The organism is Pelistega indica (assembly GCF_000506865.1).
GTDB classification, from domain to species: domain Bacteria; phylum Pseudomonadota; class Gammaproteobacteria; order Burkholderiales; family Burkholderiaceae_B; genus Taylorella; species Taylorella indica.
The window spans coordinates 1-16,176 of record NZ_AYSV01000078.1; the positions used below are offsets into that span (position 1 = coordinate 1).

Annotated in this window: 21 protein-coding genes; all 21 read right to left on the bottom strand. The window is 39.4% G+C overall.

Annotated features, from left to right (window positions below; genetic code table 11):
- Positions 1-286, bottom strand: a 286-nt coding sequence (locus tag V757_RS0113990) for an ATP phosphoribosyltransferase regulatory subunit (RefSeq protein ID WP_031274496.1), incomplete at its 3' end; no start/stop codon positions are given.
- Positions 287-401: 115 nt separating this feature from the next.
- Positions 402-608 carry a hypothetical protein gene (locus tag V757_RS28435; RefSeq protein WP_071057995.1) on the bottom strand — a complete coding sequence of 69 codons (207 nt, stop codon included), beginning with the start codon at positions 606-608 and terminating at the stop codon, positions 402-404.
- Between the two features lie 2 nt (positions 609-610).
- The gene (locus V757_RS20970) at positions 611-1,057 is read right to left on the bottom strand and encodes a sigma-70 family RNA polymerase sigma factor (protein ID WP_023950786.1); all 447 of its coding nucleotides are present in this window, start codon (positions 1,055-1,057) and stop codon (positions 611-613) included.
- A 107-nt stretch (positions 1,058-1,164) separates the two neighbouring features.
- A complete protein-coding gene (locus V757_RS29245) occupies positions 1,165-1,329 on the bottom strand; it encodes a hypothetical protein (protein ID WP_245586986.1) in 165 nt (54 codons plus the stop codon).
- A 10-nt stretch (positions 1,330-1,339) separates the two neighbouring features.
- Positions 1,340-1,672 (bottom strand): DoxX family protein, encoded by a 333-nt coding sequence (locus tag V757_RS29250; protein ID WP_245586987.1) that lies wholly within the window; start codon positions 1,670-1,672, stop codon positions 1,340-1,342.
- 77 nt (positions 1,673-1,749) lie between these two features.
- The gene (locus V757_RS29255; protein WP_023950788.1) at positions 1,750-1,908 is read right to left on the bottom strand and encodes a putative DNA-binding domain-containing protein; all 159 of its coding nucleotides are present in this window, start codon (positions 1,906-1,908) and stop codon (positions 1,750-1,752) included.
- Positions 1,881-2,663 (bottom strand): MbnB/TglH/ChrH family RiPP precursor modification enzyme, encoded by a 783-nt coding sequence (locus V757_RS20985; RefSeq protein ID WP_023950789.1) that lies wholly within the window; start codon positions 2,661-2,663, stop codon positions 1,881-1,883. Before V757_RS20985 ends, V757_RS29255 begins: the two co-directional genes overlap by 28 nt.
- An 89-nt stretch (positions 2,664-2,752) precedes the next feature.
- Entirely contained in the window at positions 2,753-2,995 is a 243-nt protein-coding gene (locus tag V757_RS20990) for a hypothetical protein (protein WP_023950791.1), read from the bottom strand.
- A gap of 398 nt (positions 2,996-3,393) precedes the next feature.
- Positions 3,394-4,260 (bottom strand): protease modulator HflC, encoded by an 867-nt coding sequence (gene hflC, locus V757_RS20995; RefSeq protein ID WP_023950793.1) that lies wholly within the window; start codon positions 4,258-4,260, stop codon positions 3,394-3,396.
- An 11-nt stretch (positions 4,261-4,271) separates the two neighbouring features.
- Positions 4,272-5,618 (bottom strand): FtsH protease activity modulator HflK, encoded by a 1,347-nt coding sequence (gene hflK, locus V757_RS21000; RefSeq protein ID WP_023950796.1) that lies wholly within the window; start codon positions 5,616-5,618, stop codon positions 4,272-4,274.
- On the bottom strand, positions 5,605-6,708 hold the full coding sequence (gene hflX, locus V757_RS21005; protein ID WP_023950798.1) for a GTPase HflX: 1,104 nt from the start codon (positions 6,706-6,708) through the stop codon (positions 5,605-5,607). The genes hflK and hflX overlap by 14 nt, the downstream gene beginning before the upstream one ends.
- A 95-nt stretch (positions 6,709-6,803) precedes the next feature.
- Positions 6,804-7,043 (bottom strand): RNA chaperone Hfq, encoded by a 240-nt coding sequence (gene hfq / locus V757_RS21010; RefSeq protein WP_023950800.1) that lies wholly within the window; start codon positions 7,041-7,043, stop codon positions 6,804-6,806.
- 87 nt (positions 7,044-7,130) lie between these two features.
- On the bottom strand, positions 7,131-8,216 hold the full coding sequence (hisC, locus tag V757_RS21015; RefSeq protein ID WP_023950802.1) for a histidinol-phosphate transaminase: 1,086 nt from the start codon (positions 8,214-8,216) through the stop codon (positions 7,131-7,133).
- Positions 8,217-9,650, bottom strand: coding sequence for a ribosome biogenesis GTPase Der (gene der, locus V757_RS21020; protein WP_023950804.1), 1,434 nt, complete (start codon positions 9,648-9,650; stop codon positions 8,217-8,219).
- Complete coding sequence (gene bamB, locus V757_RS21025) at positions 9,647-10,810, bottom strand: outer membrane protein assembly factor BamB (protein WP_023950806.1); 1,164 nt, start codon at positions 10,808-10,810, stop codon at positions 9,647-9,649. The genes der and bamB overlap by 4 nt, the downstream gene beginning before the upstream one ends.
- A 1-nt stretch (position 10,811) precedes the next feature.
- The gene (locus V757_RS21030; protein WP_023950808.1) at positions 10,812-11,459 is read right to left on the bottom strand and encodes a YfgM family protein; all 648 of its coding nucleotides are present in this window, start codon (positions 11,457-11,459) and stop codon (positions 10,812-10,814) included.
- A gap of 5 nt (positions 11,460-11,464) precedes the next feature.
- Entirely contained in the window at positions 11,465-12,754 is a 1,290-nt protein-coding gene (hisS, locus tag V757_RS21035; RefSeq protein ID WP_023950810.1) for a histidine--tRNA ligase, read from the bottom strand.
- A 30-nt stretch (positions 12,755-12,784) separates the two neighbouring features.
- A complete protein-coding gene (gene ispG / locus V757_RS21040; protein ID WP_023950812.1) occupies positions 12,785-14,071 on the bottom strand; it encodes a flavodoxin-dependent (E)-4-hydroxy-3-methylbut-2-enyl-diphosphate synthase in 1,287 nt (428 codons plus the stop codon).
- Positions 14,071-14,565, bottom strand: coding sequence for a helix-turn-helix domain-containing protein (locus V757_RS21045; RefSeq protein ID WP_023950814.1), 495 nt, complete (start codon positions 14,563-14,565; stop codon positions 14,071-14,073). Before V757_RS21045 ends, ispG begins: the two co-directional genes overlap by 1 nt.
- 2 nt (positions 14,566-14,567) lie before the next feature.
- Positions 14,568-15,722 (bottom strand): dual-specificity RNA methyltransferase RlmN, encoded by a 1,155-nt coding sequence (gene rlmN, locus V757_RS21050; protein ID WP_023950815.1) that lies wholly within the window; start codon positions 15,720-15,722, stop codon positions 14,568-14,570.
- A gap of 15 nt (positions 15,723-15,737) precedes the next feature.
- Positions 15,738-16,142, bottom strand: coding sequence for a nucleoside-diphosphate kinase (gene ndk, locus V757_RS21055; RefSeq protein ID WP_023950817.1), 405 nt, complete (start codon positions 16,140-16,142; stop codon positions 15,738-15,740).
- Positions 16,143-16,176 lie beyond the last annotated feature (34 nt).

The window sequence follows — 16,176 nt, forward strand, 5'->3', positions numbered from 1 at the left end:
TCAGAGATGGGCAGTCAATACGTGTAATCTGTGGGGTCATATCGGCACGAACACCAATGCTACGACCAGAAATTTGATCTACTAATTGGCACGTTTGCAATGATAACGTGTCTTTTTCGCCCACCAATAGTGATTCGATATATTCAACTAATGGTGGCACCACCATTTCAAAGCCATGCTGGCGATACAAATCAAGTAATCGTCGACGCAACTCTTCAAGACGGCGAGCCTCTGCTGGTAAGATATCAGATAAATAATCAGGTAATAGCCAGTTTTGAGTATTCATAACACAGACATAAAAAAACGAGCCACTTATATGTAAGTAGCCCGTATCGTTAACTTACAAATCATTATAACAATAAAACAAAGCTAAATTTCCTTAATCAGCGAAAACAATAAATTTACTTGTCATTCTTAGGCAATACCGATTGACCTAAATACTGTTGTTTCTTATGTTTTAACACACTGGTTAGAATTTGATGATTTCGAGTAAAACGACGACATCCAGAACAAATCAGTAAATGTTTTCTGATCCAAGCTTGCTGCAACTTGTTTTTGCTATCCAACTGTCCTGAACTCAGTAAGTAGGTATATGTTTTGCAATTCATCCTTAAATCCTATTGAACCATTTTTCATTAAGACAAAGCTGAAGTCGTTTGCGAGCACGGCTTAGACACTGCCAATAATCACTTTTAGATAGTCCCATCAAGTCACAAATTTCTTGTGGCTGGCAATCTAAAAACTCTTTTAAGCTAAAAACTTGGGCAATTTTCTGAGGAAGATTATCGATACACAAATCCACTATTCGTAAAAAATCATTATTCTCGACTAAGGATTCTGGACTCTCCCAATCAGTGCTTAGGACACCCTTTTCCCAGTGCCCATTTTCGGTAAATAATAAACTATCAATATCCTCTTCTTGTTCAACGATAACCGTGGTTCGCTGGTGATATTTTAATCGTAGTCTATCGAGAATTTTATACTTTAATATCCCAAAAGCATAAGCAGATAAATGCGTGATTTGTGATAGCTCTGCTTCTTTTTTCAAGTAAAGCACAACAAGTATCTTGTACAGCCTCCTCCGCCTCTTCATCAGGTTGAATATGCATACAGGCAAATCTAAACATGGATTTTCTTAACGAATCATCCAACCAATCTAAATTTTCATGATGATGCTGTTGAGTCACTATTTGTCTTCCTAAGACTGAGTAAATAATCTATAGATATTTTACCTGCCCCCATCCCTAAGAGTGTAATGAGCATCAGACCAATCATTAATGGCACTTTAAACCCCTGACCATCATCTGTTTCAATTTGGTCCCACCCCATCCATCCTAAATCAAAATGAACTGAATAAATTGACTACCACAGTAACGATAAGTAAAACCACACTTGATAGACGTGTGAATAATCCAACTAACAGCATAATCCCCACAATCAGCTCTGTTAAACTCACCAAAGACCAATTGAAATTACTAGTAAATTGATTAAATGGCCAAGGAAATTCCAATCCTGCAAACCAATCTGGGGCAATACCCCCCCCACTTAATTTACGTATAGCCGCATAGATAAACTCTTGTGCCAACCATAGGCGTAAAAGAAGTAATGTAATCTCTCCCAAATAATTATTCTTGTTCTGAGATTGTGTTGGCAAGAAAAACATTAAATTCATGTTCTAAATCTCCATAAAAATGTGAGGTCCACGCCGATTGTTTAACAAATGCTTGTATTAATGCTGTCCAATCTTCCTCACCCAAATGATTTTTTAATCTCTGGGTAACAGGATTCAATCATTTGACTAGCACCTAAAAACACCAAATAGCGATATACGTTGAGTCCCTTTTCGCTATACCCATCAGGAACCTCATCCGTTTTACCTCTTACATAGTCATAGAAGGTTGCAACCATACTAACTCCTGATTAATCACGTCTATAGACGGTACATCATTATCCCACTCTAATAAAATAGGGATTTTTTGTTGCTGTGCAACTTGCTTAGCAACCTCTCTAGTTGTTACCTCAACTGGCTGACTATGTGTATCAATATACATATCAAACCGTTCATCATATTCATGCCCTGCCACATGCATATAACTGACTTTTTCTAGGTCAATCTGACGAATAAACTCAGGTACACTAATAAGATGATGATTTTTTTCATTTACCGCAATATTGTTTATATCTAAAAGAAGTTGGCAACCACTCCTTTTGAGAATTTCATTAATAAAATCAGTTTCACTCATTTCACCGATATTGGTATACCAAGTACTATTTTCGATAGCGATTGGAAAACCCAATATATCCTGTACTTCTTGAATACGGTGACTAATCCGTTCTGCCTCTGCTAATGTAAAAGGGATAGGAAACAAATCATATAATTGATGTGCATCACCACTAGCCGCTAAATGATCAGAATAAAAAGGGGCATTTAGCTCTTGCTTCAGTGCTTTTATCTGATTTAAAAATTCTTTATTAATGACTGAATGCCCTCCTAAATTTAGAGAAACACCATGCATATAGATAGGTCGATTAGAAGCTAATAATTGATGCAAAATAGCTCTATCACGTTGCAACCAATTTTCAGGCACAATTTCAAAAAAATCAGCTTGAATGTCCTGAAAAGACCACTCTCGCATTTCTCGTCGAAAACCAACACCTACCATAGCTATCCCAATCTCACTACATGAATCATCAATACCAACTAATTAAAAGGGCTTAATAGATTTCACCGTTAAGCCCTCTTTTGTTAAGACTAGATAATCATTAAGATTTTTTCTCTTTTTTTGCGCAAGAACCAGCACCGCAAGATTGATTCTTTTTTCTCAGGCATTGCATTAGTCTCTTTTTTAGAACTTGCGCCGCAAGAGTGATCTTTTTTTGCTTCTGCTTTTGTACCTGTAGAAGCACCACATCCTTGTTGAGCTTGGTTAGCTGCTGCAATACCTGTTGAACCAATAAACGCTGAGGCTAATAAAGCAATAGATTTTAATTTCATAAAAATTTCCTTTTAAAAAAAATATAAATGTAGAGTTTTTCGTAAAAAATCTCAGACTATCAAAACACTTTATGTGTTAATTTTGACGTGCAAGTTTTCAATTTAACCTACAAAATCAACACTTCTCTTGTGTTAATTTTGACGTGCAAGTTTTCAATTTAACCTACAAAATCAATAAACTATGAAAACTTGCACGCCGAAAACATTATTTTATTGGCAGTCTGAGAGTTTTTCGTAAAAATCTCTAGCTACCTCTTAAGTCGATAGGCAACAACAATCCTGACAATATTTTTTAAAAAAAAATTGGATTTTTTAGTTTTCCTAAAAAATCCCCTAAAAGAAAATTCATTTAGGGGATTGTTTTTGCTCAATTAAAAGCTAGTTTTTGACGTGTCTTTCTAATTCGTTTGCTTTAAGAATTTAAAGAACGTTGAACTAGGATCTACTACTAACAAATCTTGTTTTGATGAGAAGATATTTTTATAGGCATCCAAACTCTTATAAAAACTATAAAAATCAGGATCTTTGCTATAAGCATCAGCATAAATTTTAGAGGCTTGTGCATCACCTAAACCACGTATAGCTTGTGCTTTAGCATTAGCTTCTGCCAACACTTCCTGAACTTGTCTATCCGCATCCGCTCGAATAGTTTCACTCTCTGCCGCACCATTAGCACGTAAGCTATTCGCTTCTTGCTTACGCTCTGCTTGCATACGTGTGTACACTGAATCTGATACTTCCTGTGAGAATTCAATACGTTTTAAACGCACATCAACTACACGAATACCTAAAGGTTTAGCACGTGCCTCAACATTTTGTAAAATCTCCGCCATAACGACATCACGTTCTTGCGAAATCACAGCACGTACTGTGCGGGTATTTACAGAGGCATTAAGTGCATCACGAATTTGAGCATTTAAACGATTCTGTGCTGCTTTAGCATCAGATCCAAATGAAATATAAAATTGTCTTGGATCTTGAATACGCCATTTGATATACGAATCAATAATTAGGTTTTTCTTCTCAGACGTTTGGATACGCTCTGTATCACCTGACTCAATCGTTTGTATGCGTTTATCTAAATATACAACATTTTCAAGTGGTGACGGTAATTTGAAATTTAGACCTGGCTCAGTTACAGTACGTTGCCATTCACCCAATTTAAATACCAACGCATAATCACGCTCCCCCACAATGAACAGCATTGAAGAAGCTAACCATGCCACGATGGCCAATACAACAAACGTTAACGTTGAACGATTCATGATAATACCTCTTACTGTGCTGAACGGGAACGATTTAATGCATTACGGTCTCTAGATACCTCCGTACTACTTGCTTCTGTTGTAGAAGCTGATTTAGCACGATTAGATGTTGTAATACTCTCATTGGAAGCACGAGAAGCAGATGATGTTTCACTACTACCGTAGCTTGAAGCGTTTAAGCTAGTGTTTTGCTCAAGAATTTTATCAATCGGTAAATAAAGCATATTATTACCTGATTTTGTATCTATCATCACTTTCGACGCATTAGCATATACTTCTTCTAATGTCGATAAATACATCCTTTCACGCGTTACTTGCGGTGCATTGGCGTATTCTTTTTCTACTTGTGCAAACCGTTCTGCTGCACCCTTGGCACGACCTATAATAGCCGCCTTATAACCTTCAGCATCTTGTAAAATACGAGAAGCTTGACCTCTTGCCTCCGGTATCACTTTACTTGCGTAAGCATAACCTTCATTTTTCTGACGTTCATTATCTTGACCTGCTTTAATAGCATCTTCAAAAGCTGCTTGAACTTGCTCGGGTGGTTGAACATTCTGAATCGCTACAGTGATAACCTCAATCCCTGTGCGATAACGGTCAAGAATATTTTGCATTAATTGACGCACATCAATCGCTGCCTGCGTACGACTTTCATAAAGAATTTTATTCATAGATTGTTTGCCCACAATCTCTCTCATCGCCGTTTCTGCTGCTTGTCGTACGGACTCATCTGGAGAAACCGTTTGGAAAAGATAATCGGCTGCCGCAGACGGTTTATCATTCGCATCTGGCATACCCGTTTTTAAACGATACTGGACATCAAACTGCACATCCACAATATTTTCATCTTCGGTTAGCATTAATGCCTCTGGCAATACCTTATTACGAGCACTATCACGGTATCCCACAGAGAAAGAACGTACACGAGAAATATCAACTAAATCCACTGACTCAAAAGGTGAGGGAATATGCCATTTAAAGCCAGGCATCACGGTACGGTTATATTTACCAAATTGAGTAACAACGCCCACTTGACCTTCTCTAACGATAAAAAATCCACTAGCCAACCAAGCACCTACAGCAACAACAGCAATCGCTACTGCCCCCACTTTAAACAATTTTTGTGGTGGCTCACGACGCGGTGGTTGCCCAAGAGGTTGATTCCCATCTTTTTTACCACCATTACCAAATACAGATTTAATCCGTTTGGACAAATCATTAAACACTTGATCCAAATCTGGTGGCGTATCATTGTCTTGTGGTGGACGACGAGGAGGCTCATTGCCTTGCTGGTTTTGTGGGGGTTGAGGATTGCCTTTCCCCCAACCTGGATCATTAAGATTAAAAATGTTCATCAGTCTCAATGTTAGTAGTTCCTAATAGTTGTGTTTTTGCTTCTGCCATCGCAAGACGCAAACCGTCTAAACCTTCACGTTTTTGTGCACTGACAAATACGCGTACTATGTTGCCCTCTTCGTCTCTTTCAACTTTGGGATCATACGATAGCATATCAATTTTATTGTAAACGAGAATAGTGGGAATGTCTTGCGCCCCTATCTCTTGTAAAACTTTATTTACCTCAATAATTTGCTCATCTCGTTGAGGACTAGCCGCATCAATCACATGCAATAACAAATCAGCATGCACAGTTTCCTCTAAGGTAGCTTTAAAAGCAGCAATTAAGGTGGTGGGTAAATCACGAATAAAGCCTACCGTATCAGAGATGGTGACTTGTCCAGCATTTTCAAGCCAAATTCGTCTAGTTGTCGTATCTAAGGTTGCAAACAACTGATCTGCCGCATAGGCTCCAGCCCTAGTTAAGGCATTAAATAAGGTAGATTTACCAGCATTCGTATACCCTACCAATGAAACAGATAACGTATTAGAACGCTCGCGTGATCGTCTTTGCGTAGCACGCTGTTTTTCCACTTTAGCTAAACGTTCTTTGAGTGATTTTACTTTATCACCAATCATACGTTTATCCATCTCTAATTGAGATTCACCGGGACCACGCATGCCAATACCACCTCGTTGACGCTCCAAGTGAGTCCACATCCGCGTTAATCGTGTCACTAAATGCTGTAACTGTGCTAACTCAACCTGTAGCTTACCTTCGTGACTTTTTGCTCTCAATGCAAATATATCCAGAATCAATGTCACCCTATCTACCACACGCAAATTAAACACTCGCTCTAAGTTACGTTGTTGTGCGGGGCTTAGCGGTTGATCAAATAGGACAATATCGGGATTGGTACTTTGAATCAATAAAGCAATTTCATCAACTTTGCCAGAACCAATAAAAAACTTAGCATCTGGACGATCTCTTTTCGCCACGACAGTTGCCACAATCTCTGCCCCTGCTCCCTTGGCAAGCATGGCAAATTCTTGTGCATGAGCTGGATAATCTACATTTCCAAAATCAACGCTGATGATAATAGCACGCATAAAATTTAAGTAAATAAAATGCCCGCCCACTGATTAGCGGGTAGGCATCTAACTAATAAGTCATAAAAAAATATAGGCAAACAAATGCCTGTAAATTATTCTTCTTCTGGAGTTTCGATTGGGAAATTGACTGCTCGAGCAGGAACTACAGTCGAAATAGCATGCTTATAAACCATTTGTGTCACAGTATTGCGAAGTAACACCACATACTGGTCAAATGATTCAACTTGACCTTGTAATTTGATACCATTTACTAAATAAATTGAAACTGGTACATGTTCCTTGCGTAAAGCATTTAAGAAAGGATCTTGTAATGATTGTCCTTTAGTGCTCATTGATGAAAGCTCCATAATATAATTTATAAAAATTGTTAAATATGATTGCGAGCCTTTTGTTGCAGCGCAATCTTATGTTGGCTTAGGTTAAATAATACCCTTAGAAACGATTTCAGACAAGGCTTTTACTAAATTTTCACAATTTTCCTGTGTCCCAATTGTTACACGTAAAAACTGATCAATAGGCACTTGTTTGAAATGGCGTACTAATAATTTACGCTCTCTTAACTCAGACGCAATTTTAGTAGCATCTAATTTAGGATGGCTCATAAAAATAAAGTTAGCGGCCGAAGGCAATACATTAAACCCTAACCCCCTAACCTCTTTAATCAAATACTCACGTGATGCCATAATCATATGGCGAGTTTTGTTAAAGTATTCTTCATCCTCAAAAGCGGCTATTGCACCTGCTTGTGCCACTCTATCAATAGGATATGAATTAAAACTATTCTTCACTCTAGTCAGTGCTTGAATCAACTCTGCTTGAGCAAATGCAAAACCAACTCTAATACCCGCCAATGAACGTGATTTAGATAATGTTTGAATAACCATTAGATTAGGATAACGCTGAATTAAACTAATCGCTGTCTGTGTACCAAAATCTACATACGCCTCATCCACAACAACCAATATATTAGGCTGCTCCTTTAATAGACGTTCGATAGTTTCTAAGCTTAGCGCTATGCTAGTTGGTGCATTGGGATTAGCAAAAATAATCCCACATACCTCATCTGGTGAAGCCGCTAAATACGGTGTTATATCAATACTAAAATCATCTGCGAGTGGCACTTCTGTATAGGGAATGCTATACAGTTTTGCATATACTGGATAAAAGCTATACGTGATAGTAGGAAATAAAATTTTCTTTCCATTATGACGAAATAGTCCATTAAATAAATGCGCCAAAGACTCATCTGAACCATTTCCTACAAACACTTGATCTGGTGTTAAGCCATAATATTTAGCTACAGTCTCTCTCACAGGCGTTGCTTCAGCTTCTGGATATAACTCCAACCCTTTTGCTAGCGCTTTATCCATCGCTGCCACAGCTTTAGGCGATGGAGGATATGGTGATTCATTACTATTTAATTTAACAAACTCACCCTCTTTAGGCTGCTCTCCCGGTACATAAGGCTTAAGCTCTTTAACAAAATCACTCCAAAACTGATTCATTTATGCATCCTTATAGGGATTAGTTGACGACTTAAATTCAATTCGCATCGGTGTACCTTCTAGTTTGAATACACGACGGAAACGAGACTCCAAATAGCGCTTATACGACTCGCTAATCGCATCTAAGGCATTGCCATGGATAATCACCAACGGTGGATTTTGCCCCCCTTGGTGAGCATAACGCATCTTAGGTCTAAAAATCCCTTTACGTGGAGGTGGCTGTTGCTCTACAGCTGCTCTTAACTCACGAGTTAATTTAGGCGTTGATAATTTGCGGAAAGCGGCGGCATGTGCTTCATTAACAGACTTCAATAACGCTTTAACTCCATGTCCCTTTAGGGCAGAAATATAATGCATTTTGGCAAAAGATAAGAAACGCATTTTACGCTCAAATTCACGTGTTACCCAATCTCGCTTATCTTCATCCAAGCCATCCCACTTATTGATAGCAACCACCAAAGCTCGACCACTTTCTAAAATAAAACCCGCAATATGTGCATCCTGTTCGGAGATTTCCGCTTGAGCATCCAATACCAAGACCACCACATTACATGCTTCAATGGCTTGCAAGGTTTTAATCACTGAGAATTTTTCAATTGACTCAAATACCTTACCACGTTTTCTTAAACCTGCTGTATCAATAATGGTGTATTTTTTATCGCCTTGTTCAAAATCAATTTCAATAGCATCACGTGTGGTACCCGGCATATCGAAGGCAATAACCCTTTGTTCACCTAATAAGGTATTAATCAGCGTCGATTTACCTACATTTGGACGACCTACAATAGCCAATTTAATTCTATGTTCAAAGGCCTCTGATTCTTCCTCTTCAGGCTCATTTTTTTCAGCAGCCGCTAATTCAGACTCAAGGGCATTTTCATCAATGTCAACCTCTGTCTCGGCTTCTTCCTCTTCTACAACAGGATTCACCAATGTAGCTAATGCTGTTTCAATCATTGCCACAACGCCGTCCCCATGAGCAGAAGAAATTGGAATAGGATCACCCAATCCTAACTCATGAAAATCAGCTGTTGCTTGAACTTGATTCATTCCCTCAGCTTTATTCACAGCTAAGATAATCTTGGCATTGGTCTTACGTAACAATGCCGCAATTTCATGATCATGGGCATTAACACCTGCTCTAGCATCCACCAAGAAAATCACGATATCAGACTCAGCAATAGCTTGTTCTGTTTGACGTGCCATTTCTTTGAGAATACCTGTTTTTACTACAGGCTCAAAACCACCCGTATCAATCACTAAAAACGGATAAGAACCAACTCGACCTTCCCCATAGTGACGATCTCGTGTCAATCCCGAGAAATCTGCAACCAATGCATTACGCGAACGCGTTAAACGATTGAATAGCGTGGATTTACCTACATTTGGGCGACCAACAAGCGCCACTACTGGTTTAAATTGCGTTTTCTTCACTTAGCACCAAATAAGACTAAATCACCATCACCTGTTTGAGCAAGAATACCTTTAGGTGTGGCTACTAATGGCGATACGACAGGCTCGCTATCTCCTAATGAAATACGTCCTTGAAGTGCCCCTGAATTAAAATCATAAAAATGTGCATACCCTTCATAATCTGCCACTACGACATGGTTATCATAGGCTATAGGATTACTTAATCCACGATTACGTAGGGTTTTATCTGACCATAGCACTTGACCATCTTGGCGAGAAAAACTCGTTACTGTACCGTCTACACCAGCACTTAAGACACTTGACTGTGTCGCATCAACACCAGTAGCCGTTGAAAATGGTTGAGACCATCGAGCCTGAGCGCCTTTTGCTGTTACACCATAGCATAAAACATTACCTTGGTAACTTGCTAAGCAGATATCATTACCATTCACAATAGGAGCACCAACAACATCAGCCACACTATCTAAATCACTAGGTCCTTTAACTGTTGAAGCCAATAATTCCCAAAGCGGTCTACCTGTTTGTGTATTCAATGCCACAACACGCCCTACCGGTAACGCCACTAATACTGTAGATGCCCCTGCAGATACCATCCTAGAATGGGCTTTCAGAGCAAGCTCTGCTTGTGCTCTAACGTAACTCCACAATAGACTACCATCAGCAATATTTAAGCCTTGTACACGAAAATCATCTGCACGTACAACTACGGCACCATTTGCTATCATTGGAGGTGTGGTGGCGACTGTAGATGAACGAACTTCCCATCGCTGATTACCATTATTTGCATCTAATAAAACGACCTGACCGTCTTTAGTTGTCACAGCAACAACACCTTCACCTACGCCAACACCACTAGCAAGGTCTTTATCCAAGTCACGTTGCCAAATAATAGCGCCTGTATCTAAATTAAGACGTGATACTTTACCATCTGGTGTAGCCGCAAAGACATTATTGCCATCAACAACAGGGGTAAAACCATAACCACTGCCCTTACCAATTGATGCTGTCCAATGAATAACAGGGGTAATAGTAGCTTGATACTCTGTCAAATCCACAGGTTCATAACGACTATCATTTCCAAATAAGCCGCAAGCACTTAGTGTGAGAGCCGCACCTACAGCTAAGGTAAAATTACGTAGATAACGTGTTGAAAGCGACATTTTACTCCCCTCCTAATACCTTTATTTTATTTTGCATAAATGTTGAAAATGATGGTTCTAAACCTTTTTCATTTAATGCTGTTTTCCAAGATTTCACGGCTTCTTCTTTTTGGCCTTTTGCCATTTGAATATCGCCCTGTCTATCTAAAAATAATGCTTTAAAACTTTCAGGAACAGAGCCAGAAACATAGGATAATGCCTCATCCAACTTACCCTGATCCATTAAAATAGCAGATAATTGCAATTGTGCAACTGGAACAATTTCAGGCTCTTTACCGTTAGTAACAACCCATTGCATGGCTTTTTGAGCAGCATCTAAATCATTTTTGCTCACAAAATAATTAGCGGCAATAAGACTCGCTCGTGCAGGATAGGCTGTACTCGTATAATCATTTTGTAATACAGATAAGGCTTCTTGTATGCGTACTTTATCTGAATCTGTTGGTCTAGATGATTTTGTGGTTGTATAGATTGTTTCATAATAACCTAATGCTTTCTCTGCTTGATAGTTTTTATACCAGCCCCACGCATAATACGCCACAAGTACCAGAAGAATAGCGGTTAATAAGCCAGTAACCAAACCACCAAAACGATCCCACCACGCTCTTACCTGGTCAATCTTTTCCTGTTCTTCTAAATCAAATGCCATAATAATTAAATCCTTTTTTGTAATTCTTCAATAAGCTCAGCTTGTGCAATAGTGACTTGTTCTGCCATCATACCATCATTATCCAAACGTAATGGTTTGATACTAATCGTTGCCTCATTAACTTCTGATTCGCCAAGAATCAAAGCAAACTTAGCACCACTTGAATCAGCTCTCTTGAATTGCGCTTTAAAAGACGCACTTCCCGCATGCACCAATACTCGCCATCCTTGATCTCGGCATAACTCAGCTATTTGTAATGCTTTACGGCTCGCTAGTTCACCTTGGTGAATAATATAAATATCCGTTTCACTTGGTGCTATAAATCCTTGACTTTGTTCCATCAACGCCAATAGACGCTCTAAACCAATCGCAAAACCAATCGCAGGAGTGGATTTTCCACCTAATAACTCACACAGACCGTCATATCGACCACCACCACAAACAGTTGCTTGGGCACCTAGACTACCAGTTACCCACTCAAATACGGTGAGATTATAGTAATCCAAGCCACGAACTAAGCGAGGGTTAATAGTATAGCTAATACCAGCCTCTTCTAAGCGTGTACAAATTTCTTGAAAATGTGCTTTAGATTGTTCACCTAAAAAATCAAATAATTTAGGGGCTTGATTAGCCATTTCTTGCATGGCTGGATTTTTAGTATCTAACACTCGTAGAGGATTGGTATACATACGGCGCTTACCATCCTCATCTAAGACATCAATATGTGCCTCTAAATGTTTAATCAGTGCTTCTCGATGAGCTTTTCTCTCATCAATCTGACCTAAAGAGTTAAGCTCCAGATGGATATCTTTTAAACCTAAAAGTTTCCATAAACGCGATAGCATGATAATTTGCTCCGCATCGATATCAGGACCTTCAAACCCTAACGCTTCAATTGAAACTTGATGGAACTGGCGATAACGCCCTTTTTGAGGACGCTCATGGCGAAATACTTGCCCCATAGAAAACAAACGTTGAGGTCTATCATAGGTAATATGATGCTCAATGGCAGCACGTACAATTCCTGCTGTAAATTCAGGACGCATGGTTAACTGCTCTGAGTCCTCGCCCATTCTAAATGTGTACATTTCTTTTTCGACAATATCAGTGACTTCACCAATACCACGGGCAAATAAACGAGTTTGTTCTAGAATTGGCGTACGGATATTCAAATAACCATACTGCGCCAACCACATTTTTAGGATCTGCTCGAGTCTCTCCCATTGCCAACTTTCATTAGGAAGAATATCATTCATTCCACGAATCGCAGAGACTTTTTCAAACGTTTTACTCATATTATTAGTTTAAATTTAAATTATTTATTTTCATGTTGATGAAATTGTTTTAGCACCATAACGACGTTGAACATAATCTAAAACAATTTGTTGAAATTCTTGGGCAATAGAGTCGCCTTTTAAGGTAACAGTACGTTCACCATCAATAAAGACAGGTGCTGACGGTACCTCTCCAGTCCCGGGTAAACTAATGCCAATATCCGCATGACGACTCTCTCCTGGACCATTTACCACACAGCCCATCACAGCAACATTCATGGTCTCCACACCTGGGTATTGAAGACGCCAAACAGGCATTTGCTCTCTAAGATAAGTCTGGATACTATCTGCAAGCTCTTGGAAAAAAGTACTACTCGTGCGTCCACAGCCTGGACAAGCCACTACCATCGGAGTAAATGCTCTTAACCCCATTGTTTGGAGAATTTCTTGGGCAACAATCACTTCTTTACGACGATCGCCCCCTGGTTCTGGGGTTAATGAAATACGAATAGTATCGCCAATCCCTTCTTGCAACAACACGGATAACGCCGCTGTAGAGGCCACTATACCCTTACTTCCCATTCCAGCTTCAGTCAAACCAAGATGAAGTGGATAATCACATTGAGCAGATAAATTACGATAAACGGAAATTAAATCTTGTACATGACTGACTTTACAAGATAGCACTATCTTATTTTTTGCTAAGCCTAGCTCTTCGGCTCGTCTAGCATTGCTAATAGCTGAAATCACTAAAGCTTCTCGCATAACAGCTTGTGCTGACCATGGCTTTTGGCGTTTATTGTTTTCATCCATCATACGTGCCATGAGATCCTGATCTAAGCTTCCCCAGTTTACTCCAATACGTACAGCTTTATTATAGTTGGCAGCCACTTCAATCATCTGAGCAAAATTATCATCACGCTTTTTGCCACCACCCATATTGCCAGGATTAATTCTGTATTTTGACAATGCTTGTGCACATTCTGGATACATAGTTAATAACTTATGTCCGTTATAGTGAAAATCTCCCACTAATGGAACATCCATACCCATTTTATCAAGCTGTTCTCTAATTTTCGGAACCTCTGCTGCCGCTTCTGGCGTATTGACAGTAATACGGACCAATTCCGAACCAGCCAACGCTAACTCTTTAACCTGAATAGCGGTAGCAATCGCATCAGCCGTATCCGTATTTGTCATTGATTGCACAACAACAGGGGCTCCCCCACCCACCTGTACATGCTTATTTCCCCACGAAATAACCGCAGCACGCGTTTGACGACGAGGAGTTGGTCCAACAGGGAAAGGAGATGAATTGAGAGTATTAACGTCAGACATTATTGATTAAACCATTTTTTGATAAATTCAACATCATCAATATTGAACATACCCTGAGTAAAGGCAAAGTACGCAACAGCCACAAGAATAGCTAGAATTAATAAAATCCATAGCCAAGTGCCACCACTACCACTGGAAATATGCTCATTTAATTTCTCATTAACTTTTAAATTATGACTGGATTTGAGATATTTATTATTTGCTGGTGGAGCAACATTTCCAGTTGCCTGCGCTAATTTTTCAAGAGCGATATCTGGATTTGCACCAACCGCTACCGCAAATTTTTTGATGATGCTACGCAATACAAAACCATTTGGTAAAGCAGACCAGTTTTGCTCTTCTACCGCACGTAGCTGGCTAGCATGATATTTAATCATATCACTCACCTGAGCAAGCTCAAGATGGCGCTCTAATCGTGCGTTTTTTAAGTAGCCACCAACGGTATCAACATCAGGTGCATTTGCTGATACTTTGTTCAAATCTGGCATTTCCATAATTACATTCGCTCCTCTTTAATAGGGATAGTTTTTCGCAATTGCATACGTTCACTAATTTTTGTACGATCTTTGACTTCACCAGCCAATTGACCACAGGCAGCATCTATATCATCCCCTCTAGTTTTGCGAACCGTTGTCACAACACCAGCATCCATCAATATCTGTGCAAATTGCTTAACACGTGCGTTACTAGAGCGCACCAGACCTGACTCAGGGAATGGATTAAATGGAATAAGATTGATTTTACAACGAATCTGTTTAGTAATTTCAATCAATTCTAAAGCATGCTTTTCAGTATCATTAATATTATCTAGCATAATATACTCAAACGTAATGAAATCACGTGGAGCATAGTCAAGATAACGATTACAAGCAGCAATCAATTCTGCTAATGGGTATTTTTTATTAAGAGGGATTAGCTGACTGCGAAGATCATCATTTGGCGCATGGAGAGAGACCGCCAATGCCACAGGGCAATCCTTAGCTAAACGATCAATAAAAGGAACCACCCCAGACGTAGACACAGTGACTCTACGTCTTGATAAACCATAGGCATTATCATCCAGCATGAGCTTTAGGGCAGGAACAACCTGATCATAGTTCAGCAAAGGCTCTCCCATCCCCATCATGACGACATTACTAATAATTCGATCATTTTCTGTCGCTTGAGCATTAGAAGATGTACCTAATCTTGCCGCCCCTTGACTCGCCATGATATCTGCGCGAGCATGCCATAGCTGCCCAATAATCTCTGCAGTAGTCAGATTACGATTAAATCCTTGATGCCCTGTCGAACAAAATCGACAAGCCACAGCACAACCAGCCTGACTAGAAATACAAAGTGTCCCTCTATCATCTTCTGGAATAAATACAGTTTCTACTGCATTATTATTGCCCACATCAAATAGCCATTTACGAGTCCCATCAGACGATATTTTTCTTGTTATAACCTCTGGTGTACTAATTTCACAGCAACTTTCTAATTGGGCACGAAAATCTTTCGCTAAGTCCGTCATCTGGTCAAAGCGACTAGCTCCTCGCTGGTGAACCCAACGAGCAAGCTGTTTGGCTCGAAATGGCTTATGCCCCCACTCTGCTACTTGCGCAGTGAGGGCATCATTATCTAAGCCTAACAAATTAAGGCGTTCATTCATTCTTTCGATGAATAATTAAGCAAAGAAATAAGCGATTTCAACAGCAGCAGTTTCTGGTGCATCAGAACCATGAACAGCATTGGCATCAATGCTTTCTGCAAAATCAGCACGGATTGTACCTGGAGCAGCTTTCTTAGGATCAGTCGCGCCCATTAACTCACGGTTTTTAGCAATTGCATTTTCACCTTCTAGTACTTGTACAAATACTGGACCAGAAATCATGAATTCAACTAAGTCGTTAAAGAATGGACGCTCTTTGTGAACAGCGTAGAAACCTTCTGCTTCTTCGCGAGTTAATTGTTGTAAGCGAGCATTAACTACTTTAAGGCCTGCTTTCTCAAAGCGAGAGATGATTTCACCAATAACATTTTTAGCTACTGCATCTGGTTTGATAATTGATAATGTACGTTCGATAGCCATTTAAAAGCTCCTAATTAATATTTTTAAAAATTTT

Excerpts from the sequence above, each read along its gene's own strand:
- V757_RS28435 (WP_071057995.1), bottom strand. The coding sequence starts at position 608 with ATGAATTGCAAAACATATACCTACTTACTGAGTTCAGGACAGTTGGAT.
- V757_RS29245 (WP_245586986.1), bottom strand. The coding sequence starts at position 1,329 with ATGGGGTGGGACCAAATTGAAACAGATGATGGTCAGGGGTTTAAAGTG.
- V757_RS29250 (WP_245586987.1), bottom strand. The coding sequence starts at position 1,672 with ATGAATTTAATGTTTTTCTTGCCAACACAATCTCAGAACAAGAATAAT.
- V757_RS29255 (WP_023950788.1), bottom strand. The coding sequence starts at position 1,908 with ATGGTTGCAACCTTCTATGACTATGTAAGAGGTAAAACGGATGAGGTT.
- V757_RS20985 (WP_023950789.1), bottom strand. The coding sequence starts at position 2,663 with ATGGTAGGTGTTGGTTTTCGACGAGAAATGCGAGAGTGGTCTTTTCAG.
- V757_RS20990 (WP_023950791.1), bottom strand. The coding sequence starts at position 2,995 with ATGAAATTAAAATCTATTGCTTTATTAGCCTCAGCGTTTATTGGTTCA.
- hflC (WP_023950793.1), bottom strand. The coding sequence starts at position 4,260 with ATGAATCGTTCAACGTTAACGTTTGTTGTATTGGCCATCGTGGCATGG.
- hflK (WP_023950796.1), bottom strand. The coding sequence starts at position 5,618 with ATGAACATTTTTAATCTTAATGATCCAGGTTGGGGGAAAGGCAATCCT.
- hflX (WP_023950798.1), bottom strand. The coding sequence starts at position 6,708 with ATGCGTGCTATTATCATCAGCGTTGATTTTGGAAATGTAGATTATCCA.
- hfq (WP_023950800.1), bottom strand. The coding sequence starts at position 7,043 with ATGAGCACTAAAGGACAATCATTACAAGATCCTTTCTTAAATGCTTTA.
- hisC (WP_023950802.1), bottom strand. The coding sequence starts at position 8,216 with ATGAATCAGTTTTGGAGTGATTTTGTTAAAGAGCTTAAGCCTTATGTA.
- bamB (WP_023950806.1), bottom strand. The coding sequence starts at position 10,810 with ATGTCGCTTTCAACACGTTATCTACGTAATTTTACCTTAGCTGTAGGT.
- V757_RS21030 (WP_023950808.1), bottom strand. The coding sequence starts at position 11,459 with ATGGCATTTGATTTAGAAGAACAGGAAAAGATTGACCAGGTAAGAGCG.
- hisS (WP_023950810.1), bottom strand. The coding sequence starts at position 12,754 with ATGAGTAAAACGTTTGAAAAAGTCTCTGCGATTCGTGGAATGAATGAT.
- ispG (WP_023950812.1), bottom strand. The coding sequence starts at position 14,071 with ATGTCTGACGTTAATACTCTCAATTCATCTCCTTTCCCTGTTGGACCA.
- V757_RS21045 (WP_023950814.1), bottom strand. The coding sequence starts at position 14,565 with ATGGAAATGCCAGATTTGAACAAAGTATCAGCAAATGCACCTGATGTT.
- rlmN (WP_023950815.1), bottom strand. The coding sequence starts at position 15,722 with ATGAATGAACGCCTTAATTTGTTAGGCTTAGATAATGATGCCCTCACT.
- ndk (WP_023950817.1), bottom strand. The coding sequence starts at position 16,142 with ATGGCTATCGAACGTACATTATCAATTATCAAACCAGATGCAGTAGCT.